The organism is Streptomyces sp. NBC_00461 (genome assembly GCF_036013935.1).
Taxonomy (GTDB): domain Bacteria; phylum Actinomycetota; class Actinomycetes; order Streptomycetales; family Streptomycetaceae; genus Streptomyces.
This window is the reverse complement of the sequence record NZ_CP107902.1, coordinates 8,007,607-8,032,033: the sequence shown is the minus strand read 5'-3', so window position 1 is coordinate 8,032,033 and position 24,427 is coordinate 8,007,607. Positions and strand designations below refer to the sequence as shown.

Genomic DNA, 24,427 nt, shown 5'->3' with positions numbered 1-24,427 from the left:
TCACTTGGACAGTTCCAGTGTCGGGACGCCGTGCGGGTTCAGCCCGAAGACCTGGGCGTACAGCGAGAGTTCGGACTCCAGGACCCGGATCATGGTGTCGGCCCGCCGGAACCCGTGCCCCTCCCCCTCGAACGCGATGTACGCGTGCGGCACCCGCCTGCCCGCCATGCGTGCCAGGAATCGTTCGCACTGCGCGGGCGGACAGATCACGTCGTCCAGGCCCTGCAACAGCAGGAAGGGCGCGGTGATCCGGTCGGCGTGCTCGGTGGGCGACCGCTCCGCGTACCGTCCGGGCACCTCGGCGAGCGGCCCGACCAGCGTCTCCAGGTACCGCGACTCGAAGTCGTGGGTCTCCCCCACGCCCCAGCCGACGAGGTCGAGGATGGGGTAGATGATCGTTCCGCAGGCGTAGACGTCGGTGGCGGCGAGGGAAGCGGCCGCGGTCCAGCCGCCCGCGCTGCCGCCGCGGATCGCGAGCCGGCCGCGGTCGGCGGTGCCCTCGTCCGCGAGCGCGAGGGCGACGGCCGCGCAGTCCTCGACGTCGACGACACCCCACTGCTCACGCAGCCGGTTGCGGTACTCACGTCCGTGCCCGGTCGAGCCGCCGTAGTTGACCTCGGCGACGCCGATGCCCCGCGAGGTGAAGTAGGCGATCTCCAGGTCGAGGACGAGGGGCGCCCGGCTGGTGGGGCCGCCGTGCGCCCACACGACGTAGGGCGGCAGCTCGTCGCCCGGCGCGACACAGCCGGGGGCGTGCGGCGGGTAGATGTGGGCGTGGATGTCGCGCCCGGCCGGTCCCGTGAAGGTGCGGATCTGGGGCTCGGGGTAGTGGGCGGGGTCGACGGCGTCCTCGTGCTCGGCGCCGATCACGCGGGCACGGCCGGTACGAGTGTCCAGCTCCACCATCTCGTAGGCGCTGCGCGGGCTGGCTCCGACGGCGACGACCCGCTCGCCGTGCACCGCGAGCGTGGACGCGAACTCGGTCCAGGGGCCGGCCGCGTCGACGACCTCGCCGGTCTCGGGGTCCAGTATCCCGAGCGCGGTGGCGCCGCGGCCGTGCACGACGGCGATCAGTCCGCTGTCCAGCGGGGCGAACCAGCGTTGGCCGAGCTTCCACAACGGGCCGCCGAACTCCTCCTCGCGCGGACAGAGCGGGGCGCCGTCGCGGTAGAGGTTCCACCAGCCGGTGCGGTCGCTCGTGTGCAGGAGGGATCCGTCGGGTGCCCAGTCCGCCTGGGCGATCGATTCGTCCGGTCCGCCGGCGACCGCACGCGCGTGCCGGAAGGTGCCGTCGTCACCGACGTCGGCGACGATCAGCTCCGTGCCGTCCCACGGCATGCGGGGATGGTCCCAGGCCAGCCAGGCCGCGCGCCGCCCGTCGGGCGAGAGGCGGGGTCCGGTGACGAACCGGTGCCGGTCGTCGGTGAGTTCGCGCACGGCGTCGCGGTCCTGGGCCGCCGAGCCGTCCAGCGGCACCGCGGCCAGGACCCGGCGTACATCGGTGGGGCCGTCGCCGGTGAACTCCTCCAGCACACACCACACTTCACCGCGCTCGGGGTGCAACTGCGGATCCGCCCAGCGCAGTCCGCCGCCCACGAGGGACACGGGCGTGAGGGGACGCGGGTCGCTTCCGGGCTCGTACCGGTAGAGCCGCTGGTCGTCGAAGTTCACGAACACCACGAGCGGCCGGCCGTCCCGCGCGGTGCCGGCCCAGGGCTGTCCGCCGTACTCGATGACGCGGCTGCGGACGTTCCACGGGGCGGGCAGTACCGGCTCCTCCTCGCCGTCGGCGCGCCGCCGCACCAGGGTACGGCGGCCGCCCTCGGCGGGCCGTGGCTCGGTCCACCACGCCTCGTCGCCGACGAAGCCGACGTACTCGGGGTGCCCGTCGTGCGCGGCGGCGAGCGCCGCGTCGATGGGCGAGGGCCAGGAACCGTACGGCAGGGTCTGCACGTTCTCCCCCAACTGGCCTAGGCCGTCCGCAGGAACCGGTCGAGTACCCGCACGCCGAAATGCAGTGCCTCGACCGGGACGCGCTCGTCAACCCCGTGGAACATGGCCTGGTAGTCGTACCCCTCCGGGAGCTTCAGCGGTGTGAACCCGTACCCGGTGATGCCGAGCCGGGAGAACTGCTTGGCGTCCGTGCCGCCCGTCATGCTGTACGGCACCACGTGCCCCTCGGGCGCGAACTCCTCGACGGCGGCACGCATCTTCGCGTACGTCGGCGAGTCGAGCGGCGCCTGGAGGGCCTCCGAGCGGTGGTGGAACTCCCAGCCCACGTCGGGGCCGGTGAGCCGGTCGAGGGTCGTGCGGAACTCGTCCTCGCCACCCGGCAGATGCCGCCCGTCGACATAGGCGACGGCCTCACCCGGAATCACATTGACCTTGTAACCGGCGTCCAGCATGGTCGGGTTGGCGCTGTTGCGGACGGTCGCCTCGACCAGCTTCGCGGCCGGGCCGAGCTTCTCCAGCAGCCCGTCCACGTCGTCCAGGGCGGTCTCGATGCCGTAGAGCGCGGCGAGTTCGGTCAGTGCGGCCCGCACGGTCGGGGTCAGTCTGAGCGGCCACTCGTACTCGCCGATGCGGGTGACGGCGGCGGCGAGGCGGGTGACCGCGTTCTCCTTGTTGACCTTGGAGCCGTGCCCGGCCCGTCCGCGCGCGGTGAGCTTCAGCCAGCCCGTGCCGCGCTCACCGGCCGCGATCGGGTAGAGCTGCCGTCCGCTGCCGTCGTGGAAGGTGAACGCCCCCGACTCGCTGACGCCCTCGGTGCAGCCCTCGAAGAGTTCCGGGTGCTGGTCGGCGAGGAATCCGGAGCCGTCCCTGGCGCTGTCCTCCTCGTCGGCGGTGAAGGCGATGACGATGTCACGCCGCGGCCTGACGCCCTCGCGCGCCCAACCGCGCACGACGGCGAGGATCATCGCGTCCATGTTCTTCATGTCGACCGCGCCGCGCCCCCACACGACCCCGTCGCGGACCTCCCCGGAGAAGGGGTGCACGCTCCAGTCGTCGGCCTGCGCGGGCACGACGTCCAGATGACCGTGGACGAGCAGCGCGTCGGCGGACGAGTCCGTGCCCTGAATGCGGGCGACGACGTTCGTACGGCCCTTGGTGCGCTCCACAAGGGTGGGCTCCAGGCCCGCTCCGGTCAGCTGCTCGGCGGCGTACTCGGCGGCGGGCCGCTCCTGGCAGTCTCCGCCGCCGCGGTTGGTGGTGTCGATGCGGATGAGGTCGGAGGTGAACTCGACGACCTCGTCCAGGGCCTGCTGGTCAGCCATACTGCTCCTCCACGGCGGCCGAGACGATCGTCGTGACGGCCTTGAAGGCGCGGATCCCCTCGTACATGGTCTCGCTGGTGTAGGCCACCTTCCGCTCCCCGATCCGGCCGACGCCGGGCACGACGGTGGCGGCCAGGGCGAGGTGCTCGGCGTCGAACTCGAGGGCGACGGTGAACGGCCCTTCCCGGACCGGTTGGTGACGGACCGCCAGCCGGGCGGCCTCCTTCGCCGCGGCGCGGATGTCGGACGCGGTCCTGGACGGCGTCCGGCACACCGCCGCGTACCGCGACACATGGTCCTTGACCGCGACCTTCAGCGCCTCGGGCGCGTACCCGAGGGCGTCCTCGCAGGCCACGTCGTCGCCGGTGACCAGGACGACGGGGACCCCGTACTCGGCGACGACCCGCGCGTTGAGCAGGCCCTCGCTGGCGCGCACGTCGTTCAGCCAGACCCCGGTGATGGAGTTGGCGAGGTAGGTGTGGGCGAGGACGCCCTCCATGCCGGCGCCGGCGTGATAGCCGACGAAGGCGATGCCGTCCACGTCCCCGTGCTGCACGCCCTCCACCATGGAGAGGGACTTGTGCCGCCCGGTGAGCATCTCGGTGCGCTCGTCCAGCTGCTCAAGGAGCAGATTGCGCATGGTCCAGTGGGCTTCGTTGACGAGGACCTCGTCGGCGCCGCCGTCGAAGAATCCCAGCACGGCGGCGTTGACGTCCGAGGTGAACATCGAGCGGCACCGCTCCCACTGCGGTGTCCCGGGCAGCACGTCGGCCGGCCACGTCACCCCCGTGGCGCCCTCCATGTCGGCGCTGATCAGGATCTTCATGCCACGAAACCGTACGCGCATCCGGCGAGCGACGGGCGGGCCTGTGGACAACTCCTCACCCGGTCGCGCCACTCCCCGCCAGGACGAACCAGCGTGCGGGCAGGTCGATGCGGCTGCCGTCCGCCGTGTGCTCGGTCTGCGGCAGTGTCGTGTCGCCGTCGGCGAGGATTGTCAGCCCGGCCTCCCGCAGCAGCTGCGGGATCTCCGCGTCCTCGGCGTCGGCGGGCTTGAGGCCGTGCTCGAAGACCCGGCGCAGCTTGGGCGGCGGTCCCTCTGGCCCCCCGGCCGCCCGCCGCAGCACCTCGCGCGACTCGGCGGTCAGTTCCACGACGAAGGCCCGCCCCTGACCGCCGATGATCCCCGCGACGGCCGCGGCCACGGCGGCACGGGCGTGCGGTTCGCTCTGGTGGATGACGGCCCGCATATAGACGTGGCTGTCGCCGAGCCGGGCGTGCAGGGCGCCCACCGCCGCGGTGTCGGTCAGGTCGAGCTGCTGGAACTCGAAGGCCCCCGCCGCACCGTCGCCGGCCCGCCGGGCGTGCTCGATGGCGGCGTGCGACAGGTCCACGCCGACGGCGCGCGCGAACCGCGTGGCGAGACAGCGCGTCTGGGTGCCGTTGCCGCAGCCCAGATCGACGATGGTGCGGCCGGAATCGGCGTGCGGCAGCAGCAGTTCGCTGTGCGGTACGGCGGTCAGCGACGGGTCCGAGTCCCAGATCGCCTCGCCCGGCGCGTCGGAGGTCGCCTGCCAGTAGCTTTCCCAAGCATTGCGGTAGTCCTCCGACACGTTCATGCGTCCTCCCCAGCAGTGGTCGACGTCATGATCGGGGATATCGCGGTCAGCGGGTGCACGGCAAGGTGGAGGCGCAGGTTTTCACGGGATGTTCGATCCGGCGCGCACCCCTGAGCGACTGTGGGTGCTTTCCGCGCCCGTCACAGTGTCCGCTGACGAGGCGTCAAAACCTGTTCGAACCACACCGTCTTGTGGTGTCCGGTGGCGCTCGCACCCCATTCGTGTGCGAGGCGGCTGACCACGCACAGCCCGCGGCCCGACTCTTCGTACACACCGGCGCTCAGCAGTGCGGGCAGAGTCGGCTCGTCGTCCGTGACCTCGCACAGCAGCGCGTCGGTGCGCACCAGCCGCAGCCCGAGGCTCTCGCCCGTGGCATGCCGTACGGCATTGGTGACGACCTCGCTGACCAGCAGCTCCGCCGTCTCCACGGCGTCGGGCAGCCCCCAGTCGAGCAGCCGGGCGCGGACCAGCCGGCGGGCCCGCGCCACCTCGGCCGGCTCCCGGGAGAGCTGCCACTCGGCGACGTCCTCGGTGGGGATGCCGTTGAGCCGGGCCATGAGCAGGGCGACGTCGTCCTTGCGTCCGCCGTGGGTGTTCAGGGCCCGGATGATGGTGTCGCAGGCGTCGTCCATGGAGGCCGCGGGGTGCGCCGCGGATTCGCACAGGGCGGCCAGACCGTCGCCGATATCGGCTCCGCGCACCTCGACGAGGCCGTCGGTGCACAGTACGAGCCGGTCACCGGGCGCGACCCGCACCAGAGCGGTCTCGAACGGAACACCGCCCACTCCTATGGGCGCACCGGTCGGCAGGTGGAGCAGTTCGCTGCGGCCGTCCGCGGCGTGCACCAGTACCGGCGGGATGTGTCCTGCGTTGGAGAGCTGCAGTTCGCCGCGGATCGGGTCGTACACCGCGTACAGACAGGTGGCGAGGTAGTTCTCGCCGAGCCGCCGGGCCAGGTCGTCGAGGTTGCGCAGCAGTTGGGCGGGCGGGGTCTCCATGGTGGCCATGGTCTGTACGGCCGTACGCAACTGGCCCATCATCGCTGCCGAGTTGAGTCCGTGGCCCATGACGTCGCCGACCACCATCGCCGTACGCGAGCCGGGCAGTTTGATGGTGTCGAACCAGTCGCCGCCGACCCGGCCGAGGCGGGCACCGGGCAGATAGCGCGTCGCGATGTCGCAGCCCGCCATGCGCGGGGCGACCTGGGGCAGCATGCTGTCCTGGAGCGTCTCGGCGACGTTCTCCTGGTAGGTGTACATGCGGGCGTTGTCGAGCACCAGGCCCGCGCGGGCGGCGAGTTCGGTGCCGGTGGTGCGGTCCATGTCGTCGAAGGCCTCGCGGTCCGGCCGGCGCATCAGCACCATGAAGCCGAGCACCACGTTGCGCGCCTTCAGCGGGACGATCAGCAGGGAGCGGCCGTTGATGAGGGGCCGCAGGTCGCGCTTCTCGAACTCCCCGGCGATGCGGTTGCCCAGCTCCTCGCTGAGCCGCGGGATGAGGACGGGCTCTCCGGTGCTCATGCACTGGAAGAACGGCGTGTGTTCGGGAAACGCGATGGCCTCGCCGACGGGGACGGTGTCGTCCCAGCGTCCCGGTTCGTCGTTGTGCTCGACCCATACGCGGTGCCATACGGTCGTGACGTCCGGCGGCCCGTCCGGGAAGCCCTCGCCGGCGAGCACGGCGGCGCGCAGATGGGTCCCGGCGAAGTCCGCGAAGCGGGGTACGGCGGCGCTGGTGACCTCGCGGATGGTCTCGCCGAGGTCGAGTGAGGTGCCGATGCCGGTGCTGACCTCGTTGAGGAACTCCAGCCGCTCGCGTACGGCCGCGTACTCCAGGTCGTGCTCGGCGCCGACCGGCACGAAAGCGTGCGCCGCATCCTGCGCCGTGGCCGGTGCCCGCCGGCGACCGGCGCGGCGCGGGACACCCCAGTCGGGGGTGACGGGCACGCGGTCGAACTGACTGAACTCCAGCACGGGATAGCCCAGTTCGAGGATCTGGGAGACGATGCGGCTGCTCGGCTCCGGTCCCATGTTCGGCAGGATCTCCGGCAGCCGCTTGGCCAGCTCGTCCGGGTCCGGGAGTTCGGTGTAGCGGGCGAAGCCGGGGCCGATGCGCTCGACGACGTCGTCGTCGTAGCCCCGCTCGGCCTGGAGGCGGGCCGCGTCGGCGGCGAGGACCAGCAGCCGCGCGGGTCCGGGTCCGACCAGGGGGTAGGCCCACCACAGGATGTCGAGCCGCTCGTGCCGCGGGCCGTCGACCCGGGCGCGGCCGGCCGCCGGGTACCCGGCGCCGCCGCCCAGGGAGGCCTCCAGGCCGGGGCCCAGCTCGTCGTACACGTCATGGGGGCCGTAGGCGTCGAGCACGGGCTCCGCGTCGAGGCCGTCGAAGCCTTCGCCGAGGGCGCCGGAGACCGGGAGCAGGTCGACGGCGGGGCGCCCCAGCGCGTCCTCCCTGGCGGCGCCGAACAGCCGCCGCGCGCCCGCGCTCCAGTGGGAGACCAGGCCCTCTCGGTCCACGACGACCACGGCCAGCGGAATGCGCCCGGTCGCGGCATGCCGTACCGCGGCGCCCTCCCCGGTCTCGCGTCCGGAGTCCGCGCCCTTTCCGGCTCCGCGGCCGGGGTCCACGCCCACTTCGGTGCCATGGTCCATGCCCCAGGCCCTTTCTTCCCACGGCTCCGCAAGATCTGCGTCGTCCCCACCACGGTACGGCGACGGCCGGCTGCGATGTGCGCCAATACGGGAATTGGCCCCACCGAAGTGACTCCCGAGTACACAAGGATGACCGGCCGAGGGTGAATGGTCAGTCCTCGTGGCCCAGTTGCAGGTCCCGCTCGGTCCGTCCGCCTCCGGCCACCTGCAGCACGGTGGCGACGGGCGGGTAGCCCGCGGCGATGACGGTGTACTCGCCGGAGGACAGGTCGACGAACCGGAACGTTCCGTCGGGTCCGGTGGTGAGCGTGTCCACGACGTTGCCCGCCGCGTCGAGCAGCGTCACGCGCGCGTCCTCGACGGGCCGGCCCCCGCCTGCCCGCACGGTGCCGCGCAGCACGGCGCCGCCCGCGAGTTCGACGTCCTGACGGGTCTCCCGGGAGGCCTGGACGGTGACGGGGAGCGCGGCCGGGCGGAACGCGGGGGCGCCGGCCGCGAGCGTGTACTCGCCGGCCACCAGCTCGGTGATGACGTAGCCGCCCTCGCGCCCGCTGCGGGTGGTGGCCACGACCTCGCCGTGCACGTTGGTGAGGGTGACGATGGCGTCCCGTACGGGCGTGGCGTCGGCGGTGAGCACGCGGCCGGCGAGGCGTCCGGCGCCGCCGAGGACGACGTCCAGCTCGACGGGGCGCTCGCCGACGGTGACGGAGACGGCCTGCGGCTGGTGGCCTGCCGCGGCGGCGATGAGGACGTACGAGCCCGAGCCGGGCGTGGACAGCGCATACCGCCCGTCCTCGCCGCTCGCGCCCCGCCCGATCTGCTGTCCGGCCACGTCGATGAGCGTGAGCGCCGCGCGGGGGACGACGGTCCCGTCGGGGTGCTGCACGGTGCCGCAGACGGGGATTCCGGCGGCGTAGGACGAACGGGCCTGTGGGATGGGGGTGTTCACGGGAGCGGACTCCGTTTCGGCGGCGCTGTGGGACACCAGGGGTTTCTCCTTGAGGAAGCAGGCGATGACCAGGCCGACGGCGAGCACCGGGACGAGGTAGAGGAAGATCCGGGGCATCGCGTCGGCGTAGGCCCGGATGTAGTCGTCGCGCAGCGGCGCGGGCAGCGCGTGGACGAGCTGCGGGGTGATCGACTCCGGGTCGGGCAGCTGTGCACCCGCGCGCGTGGGGAGCCGTTTCGCGAGGGCGTCGGTGAGCCGGTCGGCGAAGAGGGTCCCGAAGATCGCCGCGCCGACGCTGCCGCCGATCTGCCGGAAGTAGTTGTTGGCACTCGTCGCCGTGCCGAGGTCGGCGGGGCGCACGGAGTTCTGCACGGCGAGGACCAGGACCGGCATCACCATGCCGATGCCGGCACCGAGGACGGCCATCCAGATGCTGTACTGCAGCCGGGGCGTGTCGACCTGGAGGCGGGACAGCAGCCACATGCCGAGGACGGAGACGGCGCTGCCGAGGACCGGGTAGAGCTTGTAGCGCCCGGTGTGGCTGATGAGTTGTCCTGAGACGATCGAGGCGCCGACGATCCCGCCCATCATGGGCAGCATCAGCAGCCCCGACTCGGTGGCGGAGGCCCCGTCGACCATCTGCAGGAAGGTCGGCAGATAGCTGGCGGCCCCGAACAGCGCGACTCCGATCACAAGCCCCACCAGGCCGGTGACGGTGAAGACGGAGTCCCTGAACAGCCTGAGCGGGATGAGGGGTTCGGCGGCGAAGCGCTCGGCGACGACGAAGAGGACGGTGGCGGCCGCGGCGCCCGCGCCGAGGCCGAGGATCGTCCGCGAGCCCCACGGGTACTCGGTGCCGCCCCAACTGGTCAGCAGGACGAGGCAGGTTGAGGCGGCGGCCAGCAGCAGGGCGCCCAGGACGTCGAACCGCGGCTTGCCCTTCGGCTTCGGGAGCTTCAGTACGACGGTGACGACGGCCAGGGTGAGCAGGCCGAAGGGGACGTTGAAGTAGAAGCACCAGCGCCAGGAGAGGTGGTCCGTGAAGTAGCCGCCCAACAGGGGTCCGGCCACGGAGGCGAGGCCGAACGCGGCCCCGATCAGCCCCATGAAGCGGCCCCGCTGCCGGGGCGGCACGATGTCGGCGATGATCGCCTGCACACCGATCATGAGGCCGCCCGCGCCGACGCCCTGGACCGCGCGGAAGGCGATCAGCTGGTCCATGCTCTGGGCCCGGCCCGCGAGCGCGGCGCCGATCACGAAGACGACGATGGCGAACTGGAAGACGCCCTTGCGGCCGAGCAGGTCGCCGAGCTTGCCGTAGACCGGAAGTCCGACGGTGGCCGTCAGCAGGTAGGCGGTGATCGCCCAGGACATCCTGTCCAGGCCGTGCAGCTCGCCGACGATCTTCGGGAGCGCGGTGGCGACGATCATCTGCTCCAGGGCGGCGAGCAGCAGCGCCAGCATCAGGCCGAGGAAGACCAACCGCACCCGGCGCGGGCCCAGTTCGGCCGTCCCGGCCGGAGCGGCGGCGGGGGACGGCGGGGGCGCCACGGCCGGTTCGTCCCGCAGTTCGCCCTGCAGTTCGCCCTGCGTCAGAGTGGTCCCGCCCACGTATCGCTCCCCTCGTCGCGCTGCCACACAGTTCCCGCTTAAGGCGACAACTACGAGCAAGCGCGACGAGTTACGGCGGACCGGTGCGGCGTTCGGAGATCCACTCGAACCGGTGAGGGGGGCCAACAGCCCCCGCTCACCGGGGACTTACTTCTCGACCTCGGTGGCGAGCCTGGCGAGCACGGCGTCGTAGATCCGGCCGAGCCCCTTGGGTGCGAACGTCTTCTCGAAGAAGCCGCCGATGCCGCCCGCGCCGTTCCAGACGGTGGTCACGACGACGCGGGACTTGCCCTCGCCGGCCGGGGTGACCCGCCAGGTGGTGACCATCGAGGAGTTGCGGTCCTTCTCGACGAGCTCGCCGTCGGTGGGCTCGCCGACCTCCAGGAGGCAGTCGCGGATCCGCTTGCTGGTGGCCTGGAGCTTCCAGTGGACGAGGGTGCCCTCGCCGTCGCCCCCCTCGCGCACCTCGTACTCGCTGAACTGCTCGGGCAGCAGCTTCGCGCGCGTGCCGCTGTAGTCGGCGAGGGCGTCGAACACCTTCTCCGCGTCTGCCGCGACGACCCGCTCGGTAGTGGCCTCGACCTGCGCCATTGGGTTCCTCCAGGACTTGCGTTCTCGGGATTGGGGCAAGCCAACCACCCCCGCCCACGGCCACCCAAATCGGGGTGGCCCCTCACGCGGTGAAGCGATCAGGAACAGCACTTGCACAGGTATTCGAACAAGTGTTTCACTCTGGGGGCAGGGCTACCGAGGAGGCGTCATGCGCTGGGAGAACCTCACACTGGAGTCCGGCGGCCACAGCCGGGCGGCCGACGCCGCACTGTTCGGCGCGGACGCCGTGGTCAGCCGTACTTTCGACACGCCCGAATTCCGCGGGATCACCTTCCACGAGGTGCGGGCCCGCTCGATCATCAACCGGGTGCCGGGCGCCTCGCGCATGCCCTTCGAGTGGACGGTCAACCCCTATCGGGGCTGCTCGCACGCGTGCGTGTACTGCTTCGCCCGCAAGACGCACACCTACCTGGACCTCGACTCGGGGATCGACTTCGACTCGCAGATCGTGGTCAAGGTCAACGCCCCGGAGCTGCTGGCCCGCCAGCTCGGCTCACGCCGCTGGCAGGGCGAGCACATCGCGATGGGCACGAACGTCGACTGCTACCAGCGCGCCGAGGGTCGCTACCGCCTGATGCCGGGCATCCTGGCCGCGCTGCGCGATCACGCGAACCCCTTCTCGATCCTGACGAAGGGCACGCTGATCCTGCGCGACCTCGATCTTCTGGTGCAGTCGGCACAGGTGACGGACGTCGGCATCTCGGTGTCGGTCGGCTTCACCGACCCCGAACTGTGGCGCACGGTGGAGCCGGGCACCCCCGCCCCCGAGCGCCGTCTGGACGTCGTCCGCACGCTCGCCGAGCACGGCATCGGGTGCGGGGTCCTGATGGCCCCGGTGATCCCCTTCCTCAGCGACCAGCCCGCCCAACTGCGCGCCACCGTACGGGCGATCGCGGCCGCCGGAGCCACCTCCGTCACCCCCCTGGTGCTGCATCTGCGCCCCGGCGCCCGCGAGTGGTTCATGGCCTGGCTGACCCACCACCACCCACACCTGGTGCGCCGCTACGAGCGCCTGTACGCGGACGGCGCCTACGCCCCGAAGTGGTACCAGCGCCGGATCACCCGTCAGGTCCACGACCTGGCCCAGGAGTACGGGATCGGCCCCACGCGCGCGGGGATGCCACGCCGGCTCGGGCCGCCGCAGCCGCCCGAGCCGCCGATGCCCAAATCAACCCAACTTTCGCTGATTTGAGAGCATACGAGCGCATCCGGCAGCCCAATTGGGTCAAGTCTTGCCAGAACGAGTTCTTCCGGGGCTGCTTTCCGGGACGATGCGGCGAGGACCGTGAGACTCGCGGCCCGAAACCCTCCGTCCTGGGAGGACTCCATGAGAAAACGCGCAGCCGTGCTGTGCGGCGCCGCAGTCGTCGTGGCCGGGACCTTCACGGCCCTCCCCGCCGACGCGAACACCGCACGGACCCCGCAAGCAGCCCCCGCCGCGAAACTCACCTGGAAGAACTGCGCCACCAGCGACTATCCGACGCTGCAGTGCGCGTCGCTCAAGGTGCCGCTCGACCACCGGAACCCGCACGGGAAGCAGATCACGCTCGCGCTCTCGCGGGTGCAGCACACCGCGACGAAGAGCCAGGGACCCCTGCTGGTCAACCCCGGCGGTCCGGGTGGCAGTGGCCTCACGCTTGCCGGATTCGTCGCGTCCTCGCTGCCCAAGGCGGTCGCGGCCCAGTACGACGTCATCGGCTTCGACCCGCGCGGGGTGGGCAAGAGCTCACCCGCCCTCGACTGCAAGCCGGGCCACTTCAACCCGGTGCGCCCCGACTCCGTGCCGAGCACGCCGGCCATCGAGAAGGCCAATCTCCAGCGCGCCAAGTCCTTCGCCGCCGCCTGCGGCCAGAAGTACGCGAGCCTGCTGCCGTACATCAACACGATCCAGGCCGTGCAGGACATGGACTCCATCCGTGCGGCCCTGGGCGCCGAGAAGACCAGCTACTTCGGCTACTCGTACGGCACCTACCTCGGCGCCGTCTACGCCAAGCTCTTCCCGCAGCGCGTGAAGCGCCTGGTCCTGGACTCGATCGTCGACCCCACAGGCGTGTGGTACGACGACAACATCGGGCAGGACTACGCCTTCGACGCCCGCCAGAAGGCCCTGATGGCCTGGATCGCCAAGTACAACGCGACGTACAAGCTCGGCACCGACCCGGCCAAGATCGCGGCGAAGTGGTACGCGATGCGGGGGGCGCTCGCCAAGAAGCCTGCCGGCGGCAAGGTGGGAGCCTCCGAACTGGAGGACACCTTCATCCCCGGCGGTTACTACAACGGCTACTGGCCCTACCTGGCCGAGGCGTTCGCGGCGTACGTGAACGACAAGAACCCCGACCCGCTGGTCGAGGCCTACGAGAACTTCGCCGCAGTCGACGCGTCCGGGGACAACGGCTACAGCGTCTACACCTCGGTGCAGTGCCGTGACGCCTCCTGGCCGCGCGACTGGAACCAGTGGCGCAAGGACAACTGGGCGGTGTACGACAAGGCGCCGTTCATGGCATGGAACAACGCCTGGTACAATGCGCCGTGTGCCTTCTGGCCGACGGACACGCTGAAGCCGGTGCACATCGCCAACGACAAGCTGCCGCCGACGCTGCTGTTCCAGGCGACCAACGACGCGGCCACCCCGTACCAGGGCGGCGTGACGGTCCACCGACTGCTGGCCCGGTCGAGCCTCGTGGTCGAGCAGGGCGGCGGGAACCACGGCATCACGCTGAGCGGGAACGCCTGCCTGGACAAGTACCTCGCGAACTACCTGTCCACCGGCGCGGTGCCGCGCGGCGGCAAGGTCGACGCGGTCTGCCCCAAGGTGCCCGATCCCACACCGCTGAGCACGAAGGCGGCGTCGAAGTCCGCCGGCGGCTCGGAGCTGCACGGCATCCTGGGCTTCCGCGGCTGACGCACCTGGCGAGCAGGGGTCCCGTCGGGGGCGTTGTCAGACCCATGGTCCACGATGGACGCATGAGTGAGCTGACCAGGATTCCCGCCCCCGACGGGGTCTTTCCCGCCGCCCAGTACAGCCATGTCGTCATGGGCACCGGCCGTTTCGTCGCGATCGCCGGCCAGCTCGCGCTGGACGAGGGCGGCAGGATCGTCGGCGAGGGCGACCCCGAGGCCCAGGCCCACCAGGTCTTCGAGAACCTCCGCCGCTGCCTGGCCGCCGCCGGCGCGAGCTTCGACGACGTCGTCAAACTCACCTACTTCGTCACGGACATGGCCCACCTGCCCGCCATCCGCACGGCCCGCACCACCCACCTGCCCGACGACCGCCTCCCCGCTTCCTCGGCCGTACAGGTCGCCGCGCTGGTCCGACCCGAGTTCCTGATGGAGATCGAGGCGTTCGCGGTCGTGGGCGGATGAGCGTGCCCCGGGTGCGAGAGAACACACCCGGATCCGATCGTGGCCTGACGCGATGTCACCTCTGCTTCGGGATCCGCGCGAGCGCCCGTACCGCCGCCTCCGCCAGTGCGGGGTGGGCCAGGGCCTCGTTCAGCACGGGCTGGGCTCGGGAGTCCTCCAGGCTGCCGAGCCCCTCCACGCAGGCGAGGGCCACGCGGCGGTACGGGTCGTGCGGGCGCAGTCTCCGCTCCAGAGTGGTGATCAGTGCCGGGACGGACTCGGGGGCGCGCAGCTCGGCCAGGAGGCGCACCGGGTGGAGGGCGTAGGCGACACGGAGTTCGTTGGTGGCGAGGGCGGCGGCGGCGCGGGCGGTGCGCGGGTCGTCGAGGCGGGCGAGGGCGTACGCGGCGGAGGCGCAGCGCTGCGGATCACGGTGGTTGAGGAACAGGACGAGGGACTCGAAGGCACGCCGATCGCCCGCGAGCCCCAGCCGGAACGCGGCCAGCTCCCTGGCCCACATCGGCTGCCCGGGTTCGGTGAGCACACCTGCCAGCTCGTCGGGATCCCCGGTCGCCACGAGACGGTCGCATGCGGGAGCCGATCCCGACTCCGTACGTAAACGCTCCGTGAGTGATCGCAACTCTTCGTCCATGCCACCGAGATTAGAGGGCCGTCGATCGCTCGGGACGTACATCACAAACACTTACAAGGACAAGGACTAGCGCGCTCGTTACCCGCCGGTTAAGCTCAGAAGAGCGAGTTACCCACTCGCACACCTGCTTACGACGGCCTGGTGACGCAGCCGTTGTGAGAGCAGTCGGTTCGGTACCTCACGTACCGCAGCACGACCCGGCCACGGGACAGGGCCGGTCGGATCTCCACATCTCCACCGTTCGCTCCAGGCGTGTGCACGCCCATGGCGACGGCACCGGGCGTGTGCGCATGCAGCCCGGCAACACCCGCACTCATCCACGCACCCGGTGCGCCATGGTCCGCCTTCGACGGACCTGACTCGGCGCACCCGGGCGCGCTCCCAGTCGTCACCCTCATTCCTGGAGTCCCGCGATGGCCACTCCCCTGTCCCACACCTCTTCCTCCGCGCTCACGACCATTGCCGTCGTCGGCCTCGGCACGATGGGCACCGGTATCACCGAGGTCCTCGCCAAGGCCGGCCGCAAGGTCGTCGGCATCGACGTCAGCGAGGCCGCCACCGCCAAGGCCCTCGCCACCCTGGAGGCCGCCACCGCCCGCGCAGTGGAGCGGGGCCGGCTCACCGAGCAGGAGCGCGCCGACGCCCTCGCCCGCGTCCGCACCTCCACCGACCTGCGGGACGCGGCCGACGCCGACCTCGTCATCGAGGTGGCCCCGGAGTCGTACGAGATCAAGCACCAGATCTTCCGCGAACTCGACGGCATCGTGCGCCCGGAGACGATCCTGGCGACCGGCACCAACGCCCTGTCCGTGACCCGCCTGGCCGCCGACTCGGCCCGCCCGGAGCGCGTGCTCGGCCTGCACTTCTTCAACCCGGCACCGGCGATGAAGCTCGTCGAGGTCGTCTCCTCCGTGCTGACCGCGCCGACGGCCGTCACCGCGGTCACCAATCTCGCCCTGGACCTCGGCAAGGAGCCCGTCGCGGTCGGCGACCGGCCCGGTTTCGTCGCCGACGGGCTGCTGTTCGGCTACCTCAACCAGGCCGCCGCGATGTACGAGGCCAAGTACGCCTCCCGCGAGGACATCGACGCGGCGATGCGGCTCGGCTGCGGTCTGCCGATGGGCCCCCTCGCCCTGCTCGACCTGATAGGCGTCGACACGGCCCGTACTGTCCTGGAGGCCATGTACGCCGAGTCCCACGACCGGCTGCACGCCCCCGCCCCGATCCTCAAGCAGCTCAGCGAGGCGGGCCTGACGGGCCGTAAGTCGGGCCGTGGCTTCTACACGTACGAGGCTCCGGGCAGCGCCACCGTCGTTCGGGACGCGCTGACGCCTCCGGAGGGCGACGCGCTCACCCCGGGCCGCGAGGTCCGCTCGGTCGGTGTCGCCGGCTCCGGCACCATGGCGTCCGGCATCGCCGAGGTCTTCGCCAAGGCCGGGTACGAGGTCGTCCTCGCCGCGCGCAGTGAGGAGAAGGCACAGGTCGCCAAGGCCCGTATCGGCAAGTCGCTCTCGCGCTCCGTCGACAAGGGGCGGATGACCGCCGAGGCCGCCGCGCAGACCCTGGACCGGATCACCGCGGCGGGTTCCTACGACTCCTTCGCCGAGGTCGACCTGGCCGTCGAGGCGGTGGCCGAGGACCTGGAGATCAAGCAGCAGTTGTTCGCGACGCTGGACAAGGTTTGCAAGCCGGGCGCCGTCCTGGCCACCACGACCTCCTCGCTGCCCGTCGTCGCCTGCGCCCGCGCCACCTCGCGCCCGCAGGACGTGATCGGCATGCACTTCTTCAACCCGGCGCCGGCGATGAAGCTGGTCGAGGTCGTCCGTACGGTGTTGACCGCCGACGACGTCCACTCGACGGTCCGCGAGGTGTGTGGACGGATCAAGAAGCACGCGGTCGACTGTGGAGACCGTGCAGGCTTCATCGTGAACGCCCTGCTTTTCCCGTACCTCAACAACGCGATCAAGATGGTGCAGGAGCACTATGCGTCTCTTGACGACATTGACTCGGCGATGAAGCTGGGCGGCGGTTACCCGATGGGCCCCTTCGAGCTCCTGGACGTCGTCGGGCTCGACGTCTCCCTTGCGATCGAGAAGGTCCTGCACCGCGAGTTCCGCGACCCGGGCCTGGCGCCCGCGCCGCTTCTGGAGCACCTGGTGGCCGCGGGCTGCCTCGGCCGCAAGACGGGCCGCGGCTTCCGCGAATATGCCCGGCGCTGAGCGCGACGGCGACTGGTTCGGAGGCGAGACGGACTGGGGCGGGCTGCTCGACCCGGGCAGTCATCCCCCGGCCCACGGACTCGGCGTTCCCCCGCCCGCACAGGGCGGGGGAACCCCCGTACAGGCGCAACAAGCTGCGCACATGCAGTACGTTCGGGTCATGTCCCAGCCCGCCAAGTCCTCACGTACACCAGCTACGCCCGACGCGCCGGAAAGTGCCGCAGGCAGTCGCGCGGCCGCCCAGCGGCTCAAGATGCGCCGCGAGCTGGCGGCGGCGGCGATGGAGCTGTTCGCGACCAAGGGGTACGAGGCGACCACCGTCGACGAGATCGCGGCCGCGGCCGGGGTCGCGCGCCGCACCTTCTTCCGCCACTTCCGCTCCAAGGAAGAGGCGATCTTCCCCGACCACGACGACACCTTGATCCGTGCGGAGGCCGTGCTCAACGCGGCTCCCCCGCACGAACACCCGCTCGACACGGTGTGCCGCGGCATCAAGGAAGTCATGCGGATGTACGCGGCCCGGCCGGAGATCTCGGTCGCCCGCTACAAGCTGACCCGTGAGGTGCCCACCCTGCGCGAGGCGGAGATCGCGTCGGTGGCCCGCTACGAGCGGCTCTTCACCCGCTACCTGCTCGGCCACTTCGACGAGCACGCGCACGACGACGACGCCAACGACGACCCGCTGCTGGCGGAGGTCGCCGCGTCCGCCGTCGTCACGGCCCACAACCACGTCCTGCGGCGCTGGCTGCGGGCCGGCGGGCAGGGGGACGTGGAGGCGCAGCTGGACCACGCCTTCGCCATCGTGCGCAAGACGTTCGGGACGGGCATCGGGGCCGGCCGCTCGACGGCGCCGAAGCCGGCGGCCGCGCCCGCGACGGTGTCCGCCCACGGCGAGGTCCTGGTCACCGTCGCCCGCGTCGACGCCCCGCTGGACGAGGTCATGCGGACCATCGAGGAGGCGCTCAAGGTCCGCTGAGGCGTTCCGTCGAGCTGTGATGGCGGCCACCCTTCGGGGTGGCCGTTTTGGCATGTCGGAGCCCCTTTTCAGGCATCTTTCACGCCCCGTTCGATCGATCATCGCTCATTTGTTACGTAAAGATTTCACCTGAGAGCAATCTCTGGCACTCAGTGCCTTGCAGGGTGACACGCGGTGTCATACGTTGAAGGAGTCCGGGCGGCCGGCGTGCAGCGACCTTTCGTACGCCGGCTGTCCCCGCAAGCTCACGGCCTGCGCGCCCGGACGCCTGCGTCACAGGCAACCTCCGCGCCACAAAGCGCTGCCGAACAGCATCACAGCCGAACCGACGGCACCTCCCAAAACCCTCAGCAGCACACCGACGTAACCCTCAGCACCCCTCCCTCAGGGTGCGTATCGCCGGAGGCAATACCGTGACCGTGAAGGACATCCTGGACGCGATCCAGTCGCCGGACTCGACGCCGGCCGACTTCGCCGCTCTGCCGCTCCCCGAGTCGTACCGTGCGATCACCGTGCACAAGGACGAGACGGAGATGTTCGCGGGTCTGGAGACCCGCGACAAGGACCCGCGCAAGTCGATCCACCTCGACGAGGTGGCGCTGCCCGAGCTCGGCCCGGGCGAGGCCCTGGTGGCCGTGATGGCCTCCTCGGTCAACTACAACTCGGTCTGGACCTCGATCTTCGAGCCGCTGTCTACCTTCGGGTTCCTGGAGCGCTACGGCAAGCTCTCCGAGCTGACCAAGCGCCACGACCTGCCGTACCACATCATCGGCTCCGACCTCGCGGGCGTCGTCCTGCGCACCGGACCGGGTGTGAACGCCTGGCACCCCGGTGACGAGGTCGTCGCGCACTGCCTGAGTGTGGAGCTGGAGAGCTCGGACGGGCACAACGACACGATGCTCGACCCCGAGCAGCGCATCTGGGGCTTCGAGACCAACTTCGGCGGCCTCGCCGAGGTCGCGCTCGTCAAGTCCAACCAGCTGATGCCGAAGCCGGACCACCTCTCGTGGGAGGAGGCGGCGGCCCCCGGGCTCGTCAACTCCACCGCCTACCGCCAGCTGGTCTCCCGCAACGGCGCCGGCATGAAGCAGGGCGACAACGTCCTGATCTGGGGCGCGAGCGGCGGACTCGGCTCGTACGCGACCCAGTTCGCGCTGGCCGGCGGCGCCACGCCGATCTGTGTCGTCTCCAGCCCGGAGAAGGCGGACATCTGCCGGGCGATGGGCGCCGAGGCGGTCATCGACCGCAACGCCGAGGGCTACAAGTTCTGGAAGAACGAGCACGAGCAGGACCCGCGGGAGTGGAAGCGCTTCGGCAAGCGCATCCGCGAGCTGACCGGCGGCGAGGACGTCGACATCGTCTTCGAGCACCCCGGCCGCGAGACGTTCGGCGCCTCGGTCTACGTCACCCGCAAGGGCGGCACGATCGTCACCTGCGCCTCGACCTCGGGCTTCAACCACGAGTACGACAACCGCTACCTGTGGATGTCCCTGAAGCGGATCATCGGCTCGCACTTCGCCAACTACCGCGAGGCCTGGGAGGCCAACCGGCTGATCGCGAAGGGCAAGATCCACCCGACGCTGTCGAAGGTCTACTCCCTGGAGGAGACCGGGCAGGCCGCGTACGACGTGCACCGCAACCTCCACCAGGGCAAGGTCGGCGTGCTGTGCCTCGCTCCCGAGGAGGGCCTCGGCGTGCGCGACGAGGAGATGCGCGCCAAGCACCTCGACGCCATCAACCGCTTCCGCAACATCTGAGACACCCGGGGTCATAGATGACTGAGCGTCAGAACGCCGACGGGGCAAGGGAGAAGGACCGGCCGTGGCTCATGCGCACGTACGCCGGTCACTCCACGGCCGAGGCGTCCAACGAGCTGTACCGGCGCAACCTCGCCAAGGGACAGACCGGCCTGTCGGTCGCGTTCGACCTGCCGACGCAGACCGGATACGACTCCGACCACATCCTCGCCCGCGGCGAGGTCGGCCGGGTCGGCGTGCCGATCGCGCACCTCGGTGACATGCGCAGGCTGTTCCAGGACATCCCCCTGGACCAGATGAACACCTCGATGACGATCAACGCCACCGCCATGTGGCTGCTGGCGCTCTACCAGGTCGTCGCCGAGGAGCAGGGTGTGGACATCACCAAGCTCCAGGGCACGACCCAGAACGACATCGTCAAGGAGTACCTGTCGCGGGGGACGCATGTCTTCCCGCCGGGTCCTTCCCTCCGGCTGACGACGGACATGATCGCGTACACGGTCTCCCACATCCCGAAGTGGAACCCGATCAACATCTGCAGCTACCACCTGCAGGAGGCGGGCGCCACACCGGTCCAGGAGATCGCGTACGCGATGTCGACGGCGATCGCGGTCCTGGACGCCGTCCGGGATTCCGGCCAGGTGCCCGCCGAGAAGTTCGGTGACGTCGTCGCGCGCATCTCCTTCTTCGTGAACGCCGGCGTCCGGTTCGTCGAGGAGATGTGCAAGATGCGCGCCTTCGGCCGCATCTGGGACAAGGTCACCCGCGAGCGCTACGGCATCGAGAACGCCAAGCAGCGCCGTTTCCGGTACGGCGTCCAGGTCAACTCCCTCGGACTGACCGAGGCCCAACCGGAGAACAACATCCAGCGGATCGTGCTGGAGATGCTGGCCGTGACCCTGTCGAAGGACGCACGCGCGCGTGCCGTGCAGCTGCCCGCCTGGAACGAGGCGCTGGGTCTGCCCCGCCCCTGGGACCAGCAGTGGTCACTGCGCATGCAGCAGGTGCTGGCATACGAGAGCGACCTGCTGGAGTACGCGGACATCTTCGAGGGCTCGCACGTCGTCGAGGCGAAGGTCGCGAAGCTGGTCGAGGAGTCCCTCGCCGAGATCGACCGGATCCAGGGGATGGGCGGCGCGATGGCCGCCGTCGAGTCCGGCTACCTCAAGTCGCAGCTCGTCTCCTCGCACGCCGAGCGGCGGGCTCGTATTGAGTCCGGTCAAGAGAAGATCGTGGGCGTCAACATCTTCGAGACGACCGAGCCCAATCCATTGACCGCCGATCTCGATACAGCCATCCAGACAGTTGATCCAGCTGTCGAGGCCCGTGTCATCGGCTCGCTGCAGAACTGGCGGGACACCCGCTACCAGCCGCCCTTCAACCACCCGCGCCCGTGCAAGGCGCTGGAGAAGCTGAAGGAAGCGGCCAAGGGCACCGGCAACCTCATGGAGGCCACCCTGGAATGCGCCCGTGCGGGGGCCACGACCGGTGAGTGGGCCGGGGCCCTGCGTGAGGTGTTCGGTGAGTTCCGCGCGCCGACGGGTGTCTCGTCCGCTCCGGTGGCGGTTCCCGCCGAGGAGGGCTCGGCCATGTCCGAGGTCCGCCGCAAGGTCAACCTGACCGCCAAGGACCTCGGTGTCGGCAATCTCCGCTTCCTGGTGGGCAAGCCGGGCCTGGACGGGCACTCCAACGGCGCCGAGCAGATCGCCGTGCGGGCCCGTGACGCCGGCTTCGAGGTGGTCTACCAGGGCATCCGCCTGACGCCCGAGCAGATCGTGGACGCCGCGCTCGCGGAGGACGTGCACGCGGTCGGTCTGTCGATCCTCTCCGGATCCCACGCCCAGCTGGTCCCTGACGTGCTGGAACGGCTTCGTGTGGCCGGTGCCACAGATATACCGCTGATCGCCGGTGGCATCATCCCGAATGGTGACGCCGAACAGCTTCGGGCCGCCGGAGTGGCCGCCGTCTTCACCCCGAAGGACTTCGACATCACCGGAATCATCGGCCGCATCGTCGACGAGATCCGGAAAGCGAACAAGCTCGACCCCCTGGAGGTCCCCGCATGACCACGCCCGCCCCCGTGAACCGGCTTCGTCCGCGACGCTCCTGCCTCGCGGTCCCCGGGAGCAACCCCCGCTTCCTGGAGAAGGCACAGGGACTCCCCGCCGACCAGGTCTTCCTCGACCTCGAGGACGCGTGCGCGCCGCTCGCCAAGCCCGAGGCGCGGCACACCATCGTCAAGTTCCTCAACGAGGGTGACTGGACGGGCAAGACGCGGGTCGTGCGCGTCAACGACTGGACGACCGAGTGGACGTACCGCGATGTCGTCACGGTCGTCGAGGGGGCCGGCCAGAACCTCGACTGCATCATGCTGCCGAAGGTGCAGACCGCCCAGCAGGTCGTCGCGCTCGACCTCCTGCTGACCCAGATCGAGAAGACCATGGGCTTCGAGGTCGGCAGGATCGGCATCGAGGCGCAGATCGAGAACGCCCAGGGCCTCAACAACGTCAACGAGATCGCGACGGCCTCCCAGCGCGTCGAGACGATCATCTTCGGCCCGGCCGACTTCATGGCGTCGATCAACATGAAGTCGCTGGTCGTGGGCGAGCAGCCGCCCGGCTACCCGGCGGACGCCTACCACTACATCCTGATGAAGATCCTGATGGCCGCCCGCGCCAACAACCTCCAGGCGATCGACGGCCCCTACCTGCAGATCCGCAACGTCGACGGCTACCGCGAGGTCGCCCAGCGCGCCGCCGCGCTCGGTTTCGACGGCAAGTGGGTGCTGCACCCGGGCCAGGTCGAGGCGTCCAACGAGATCTTCTCGCCCTCGCAGGAGGACTACGACCACGCCGAACTGATCCTGGACGCGTACGAGTACTTCACGTCCGAGGCGGGCGGCAAGAAGGGCTCGGCGATGATCGGCGACGAGATGATCGACGAGGCCAGCCGCAAGATGGCGCTGGTCATCTCCGGCAAGGGACGTGCGGCCGGCATGCAGCGCACCTCCAAGTTCGAGATCCCGGAGGGCTGATCGCGATGCAGTTCGGACGCACCTACGAGGAGTTCGAGGTCGGGGCGGTCTACAAGCACTGGCCCGGGAAGACGGTCACGGAGTACGACGACCACCTCTTCTGTCTTCTCACCATGAACCACCACCCGCTCCACATGGACGTCAACTACGCCGAGAAGACGACGGACTTCGGCAAGAACGTCGTGGTCGGGAACTACATCTACTCCCTCCTGCTCGGCATGTCCGTGCCGGACGTCTCCGGAAAGGCGATCGCCAACCTGGAGATCGAGTCGCTGAAGCACGTGGCGCCGACCTTTCACGGCGACACGATCTACGGCGAGACGACCGTGCTGGACAAGTGGCCGTCCAAGTCGAAGAACGACCGCGGGATCGTCTACGTCGAGACCAAGGGCTACAAGCAGGACGGCACGCTGGTCTGCGTGTTCCGCCGCAAGGTGATGGTGCCGACCGAGACGTACATCAAGGAGCGCGGCGGCGAGCAGCCCGGCCGTCCGGAACCGAAGCAGCAGGAGAAGTAGCCATGGCGCGACTCGCCCAGACCGCCGGTCTGACCGACATCCAGCAGGAGATCCTCTCCACCGTCCGCGACTTCGTGGACAAGGAGATCATCCCGGTCGCCACCGAGCTGGAGCACCGCGACGAGTACCCGCAGCAGATCGTCGACGGTCTCAAGGAGTTGGGTCTGTTCGGCCTGATGATCCCCGAGGAGTACGGGGGTCTGGGCGAGTCGCTCCTCACCTACGCCCTGTGCGTCGAGGAGATCGCCCGTGGCTGGATGTCGGTTTCCGGCATCATCAACACCCACTTCATCGTGGCGTACATGCTCAAGCAGCACGGCACGCAGGAGCAGAAGGACCACTTCCTGCCGCGCATGGCGGCCGGCGACATCCGCGGCGCCTTCTCGATGTCGGAGCCGGGCCTCGGCTCGGACGTGTCGGCCATCACCTCGAAGGCGGTGAAGGACGGCGAAGAGTACGTCCTCAACGGCCAGAAGATGTGGCTGACGAACGGCGGCACGTCAAGCCTGGTCGCCGTTCTCGTCCGAAGTGACGAAGGACACCCTGAGGGCACCGCGCCCCACAAGTCGATGACCACCTTCCTGATCGAGAAGGAGCCCGGCTTCGGAGAGGTCCGCCCCGGCCTCACCATCCCCGGGAAGATCGACAAGATGGGGTACAAGGGTGTCGACACCACCGAGCTGATCATGGATGGCCTGCGGCTTCCGGCCGATCGGGTGCTCGGCGGCGTCACCGGCCGAGGTTTTTACCAAATGATGGACGGAGTAGAGGTCGGCCGCGTCAACGTGGCGGCGCGTGGCTGCGGAGTCGCTCAGCGTGCCTTCGAGCTGGGCGTGCAGTACGCCCAGCAGCGTCACACGTTCGGCAAGCCGATCGCTCAGCACCAGGCCATTCAGTTCAAGCTGGCCGAGATGGCCACCAAGGTCGAGGCCGCCCATGCGATGATGGTGAACGCGGCGCGCAAAAAGGATTCTGGCGAACGAAACGACCTTGAGGCCGGTATGGCGAAGTACCTCGCCTCCGAGTACTGCAAGGAGGTCGTGGAGGACGCCTTCCGGATCCACGGCGGCTACGGCTTCTCCAAGGAGTACGAGATCGAGCGCCTCTACCGCGAGGCCCCGATGCTGCTGATCGGTGAAGGCACTGCCGAAATCCAGAAAATGATCATTGGTCGCAGGCTGCTCGAAGAGTATCGGTTCCAGGGCTAGATGT

Annotated in this window: 18 protein-coding genes; 10 read left to right on the top strand and 8 right to left on the bottom strand. The window is 69.9% G+C overall.

All coding sequences use genetic code 11. The annotated features are described in order from the left end of the window. The 7 genes from OG870_RS37190 to OG870_RS37160 all read right to left on the bottom strand — a co-directional run bounded on the left by OG870_RS37190 (position 1) and on the right by OG870_RS37160 (position 10,696). Positions 1-1,953, bottom strand: coding sequence for a S9 family peptidase (locus tag OG870_RS37190; RefSeq protein WP_266591216.1), 1,953 nt, complete (start codon positions 1,951-1,953; stop codon positions 1-3). Positions 1,954-1,970: 17 nt separating this feature from the next. Next, complete coding sequence (locus OG870_RS37185) at positions 1,971-3,275, bottom strand: M20/M25/M40 family metallo-hydrolase (RefSeq protein ID WP_266591214.1); 1,305 nt, start codon at positions 3,273-3,275, stop codon at positions 1,971-1,973. Then, complete coding sequence (locus OG870_RS37180; protein WP_266591212.1) at positions 3,268-4,101, bottom strand: M55 family metallopeptidase; 834 nt, start codon at positions 4,099-4,101, stop codon at positions 3,268-3,270. Before OG870_RS37180 ends, OG870_RS37185 begins: the two co-directional genes overlap by 8 nt. A gap of 55 nt (positions 4,102-4,156) precedes the next feature. Then, positions 4,157-4,894: a class I SAM-dependent methyltransferase gene (locus tag OG870_RS37175; protein WP_266591210.1), complete on the bottom strand. Its 738-nt coding sequence runs from the start codon at positions 4,892-4,894 to the stop codon at positions 4,157-4,159. Positions 4,895-5,034: 140 nt separating this feature from the next. Beyond that, a complete protein-coding gene (locus tag OG870_RS37170; protein WP_266591208.1) occupies positions 5,035-7,545 on the bottom strand; it encodes a SpoIIE family protein phosphatase in 2,511 nt (836 codons plus the stop codon). A gap of 151 nt (positions 7,546-7,696) precedes the next feature. Beyond that, on the bottom strand, positions 7,697-10,105 hold the full coding sequence (locus OG870_RS37165; RefSeq protein WP_405625456.1) for an MFS transporter: 2,409 nt from the start codon (positions 10,103-10,105) through the stop codon (positions 7,697-7,699). A gap of 147 nt (positions 10,106-10,252) precedes the next feature. Continuing rightward, complete coding sequence (locus OG870_RS37160; protein ID WP_266525104.1) at positions 10,253-10,696, bottom strand: SRPBCC family protein; 444 nt, start codon at positions 10,694-10,696, stop codon at positions 10,253-10,255. Between the two features lie 169 nt (positions 10,697-10,865). On the opposite strand from OG870_RS37160, the gene OG870_RS37155 reads away from it, so the two are divergent. The 3 genes from OG870_RS37155 (at position 10,866) to OG870_RS37145 (ending at position 14,080) form a co-directional block, all read left to right on the top strand. Further along, positions 10,866-11,909 (top strand): Rv2578c family radical SAM protein, encoded by a 1,044-nt coding sequence (locus OG870_RS37155; protein WP_266525102.1) that lies wholly within the window; start codon positions 10,866-10,868, stop codon positions 11,907-11,909. Positions 11,910-12,044: 135 nt separating this feature from the next. Further along, the gene (locus OG870_RS37150; protein WP_266525100.1) at positions 12,045-13,619 is read left to right on the top strand and encodes an alpha/beta hydrolase; all 1,575 of its coding nucleotides are present in this window, start codon (positions 12,045-12,047) and stop codon (positions 13,617-13,619) included. A gap of 62 nt (positions 13,620-13,681) precedes the next feature. Further along, a complete protein-coding gene (locus tag OG870_RS37145) occupies positions 13,682-14,080 on the top strand; it encodes a RidA family protein (RefSeq protein ID WP_266591206.1) in 399 nt (132 codons plus the stop codon). Positions 14,081-14,135: 55 nt separating this feature from the next. Here OG870_RS37145 and OG870_RS37140 read toward each other — a convergent pair whose 3' ends face one another. Then, positions 14,136-14,711 (bottom strand): adenylosuccinate lyase, encoded by a 576-nt coding sequence (locus OG870_RS37140; protein ID WP_266591204.1) that lies wholly within the window; start codon positions 14,709-14,711, stop codon positions 14,136-14,138. A gap of 413 nt (positions 14,712-15,124) precedes the next feature. Here OG870_RS37140 and OG870_RS37135 point away from each other — a divergent pair, with 413 nt between their 5' ends. The 7 genes from OG870_RS37135 to OG870_RS37105 all read left to right on the top strand — a co-directional run bounded on the left by OG870_RS37135 (position 15,125) and on the right by OG870_RS37105 (position 24,423). Then, positions 15,125-16,930 (top strand): 3-hydroxyacyl-CoA dehydrogenase family protein, encoded by a 1,806-nt coding sequence (locus OG870_RS37135; protein ID WP_266525094.1) that lies wholly within the window; start codon positions 15,125-15,127, stop codon positions 16,928-16,930. A gap of 160 nt (positions 16,931-17,090) precedes the next feature. Then, entirely contained in the window at positions 17,091-17,906 is an 816-nt protein-coding gene (locus OG870_RS37130) for a TetR family transcriptional regulator (protein WP_266525092.1), read from the top strand. A gap of 419 nt (positions 17,907-18,325) precedes the next feature. Next, the gene (gene ccrA / locus OG870_RS37125; protein WP_266525841.1) at positions 18,326-19,663 is read left to right on the top strand and encodes a crotonyl-CoA carboxylase/reductase; all 1,338 of its coding nucleotides are present in this window, start codon (positions 18,326-18,328) and stop codon (positions 19,661-19,663) included. 17 nt (positions 19,664-19,680) lie between these two features. Further along, on the top strand, positions 19,681-21,729 hold the full coding sequence (locus tag OG870_RS37120) for a protein meaA (RefSeq protein ID WP_266591202.1): 2,049 nt from the start codon (positions 19,681-19,683) through the stop codon (positions 21,727-21,729). Beyond that, positions 21,726-22,697 (top strand): HpcH/HpaI aldolase/citrate lyase family protein, encoded by a 972-nt coding sequence (locus OG870_RS37115; protein ID WP_266525088.1) that lies wholly within the window; start codon positions 21,726-21,728, stop codon positions 22,695-22,697. Before OG870_RS37120 ends, OG870_RS37115 begins: the two co-directional genes overlap by 4 nt. 5 nt (positions 22,698-22,702) lie before the next feature. Then, a complete protein-coding gene (locus OG870_RS37110; RefSeq protein ID WP_266591200.1) occupies positions 22,703-23,215 on the top strand; it encodes a MaoC family dehydratase in 513 nt (170 codons plus the stop codon). Positions 23,216-23,217: 2 nt separating this feature from the next. After that, complete coding sequence (locus OG870_RS37105; RefSeq protein ID WP_266525084.1) at positions 23,218-24,423, top strand: acyl-CoA dehydrogenase family protein; 1,206 nt, start codon at positions 23,218-23,220, stop codon at positions 24,421-24,423. Positions 24,424-24,427 lie beyond the last annotated feature (4 nt).

Coding starts and splice junctions, on each gene's coding strand:
- OG870_RS37155 (WP_266525102.1), top strand. CDS start 10,866: ATGCGCTGGGAGAACCTCACACTGGAGTCCGGCGGCCACAGCCGGGCG.
- OG870_RS37150 (WP_266525100.1), top strand. CDS start 12,045: ATGAGAAAACGCGCAGCCGTGCTGTGCGGCGCCGCAGTCGTCGTGGCC.
- OG870_RS37135 (WP_266525094.1), top strand. CDS start 15,125: ATGGCCACTCCCCTGTCCCACACCTCTTCCTCCGCGCTCACGACCATT.
- OG870_RS37160 (WP_266525104.1), bottom strand. CDS start 10,696: ATGGCGCAGGTCGAGGCCACTACCGAGCGGGTCGTCGCGGCAGACGCG.
- OG870_RS37175 (WP_266591210.1), bottom strand. CDS start 4,894: ATGAACGTGTCGGAGGACTACCGCAATGCTTGGGAAAGCTACTGGCAG.
- OG870_RS37115 (WP_266525088.1), top strand. CDS start 21,726: ATGACCACGCCCGCCCCCGTGAACCGGCTTCGTCCGCGACGCTCCTGC.
- OG870_RS37180 (WP_266591212.1), bottom strand. CDS start 4,101: ATGAAGATCCTGATCAGCGCCGACATGGAGGGCGCCACGGGGGTGACG.
- OG870_RS37185 (WP_266591214.1), bottom strand. CDS start 3,275: ATGGCTGACCAGCAGGCCCTGGACGAGGTCGTCGAGTTCACCTCCGAC.
- OG870_RS37105 (WP_266525084.1), top strand. CDS start 23,218: ATGGCGCGACTCGCCCAGACCGCCGGTCTGACCGACATCCAGCAGGAG.
- OG870_RS37120 (WP_266591202.1), top strand. CDS start 19,681: ATGACTGAGCGTCAGAACGCCGACGGGGCAAGGGAGAAGGACCGGCCG.
- OG870_RS37170 (WP_266591208.1), bottom strand. CDS start 7,545: ATGGACCATGGCACCGAAGTGGGCGTGGACCCCGGCCGCGGAGCCGGA.
- OG870_RS37130 (WP_266525092.1), top strand. CDS start 17,091: ATGTCCCAGCCCGCCAAGTCCTCACGTACACCAGCTACGCCCGACGCG.
- OG870_RS37110 (WP_266591200.1), top strand. CDS start 22,703: ATGCAGTTCGGACGCACCTACGAGGAGTTCGAGGTCGGGGCGGTCTAC.
- OG870_RS37140 (WP_266591204.1), bottom strand. CDS start 14,711: ATGGACGAAGAGTTGCGATCACTCACGGAGCGTTTACGTACGGAGTCG.
- OG870_RS37145 (WP_266591206.1), top strand. CDS start 13,682: ATGAGTGAGCTGACCAGGATTCCCGCCCCCGACGGGGTCTTTCCCGCC.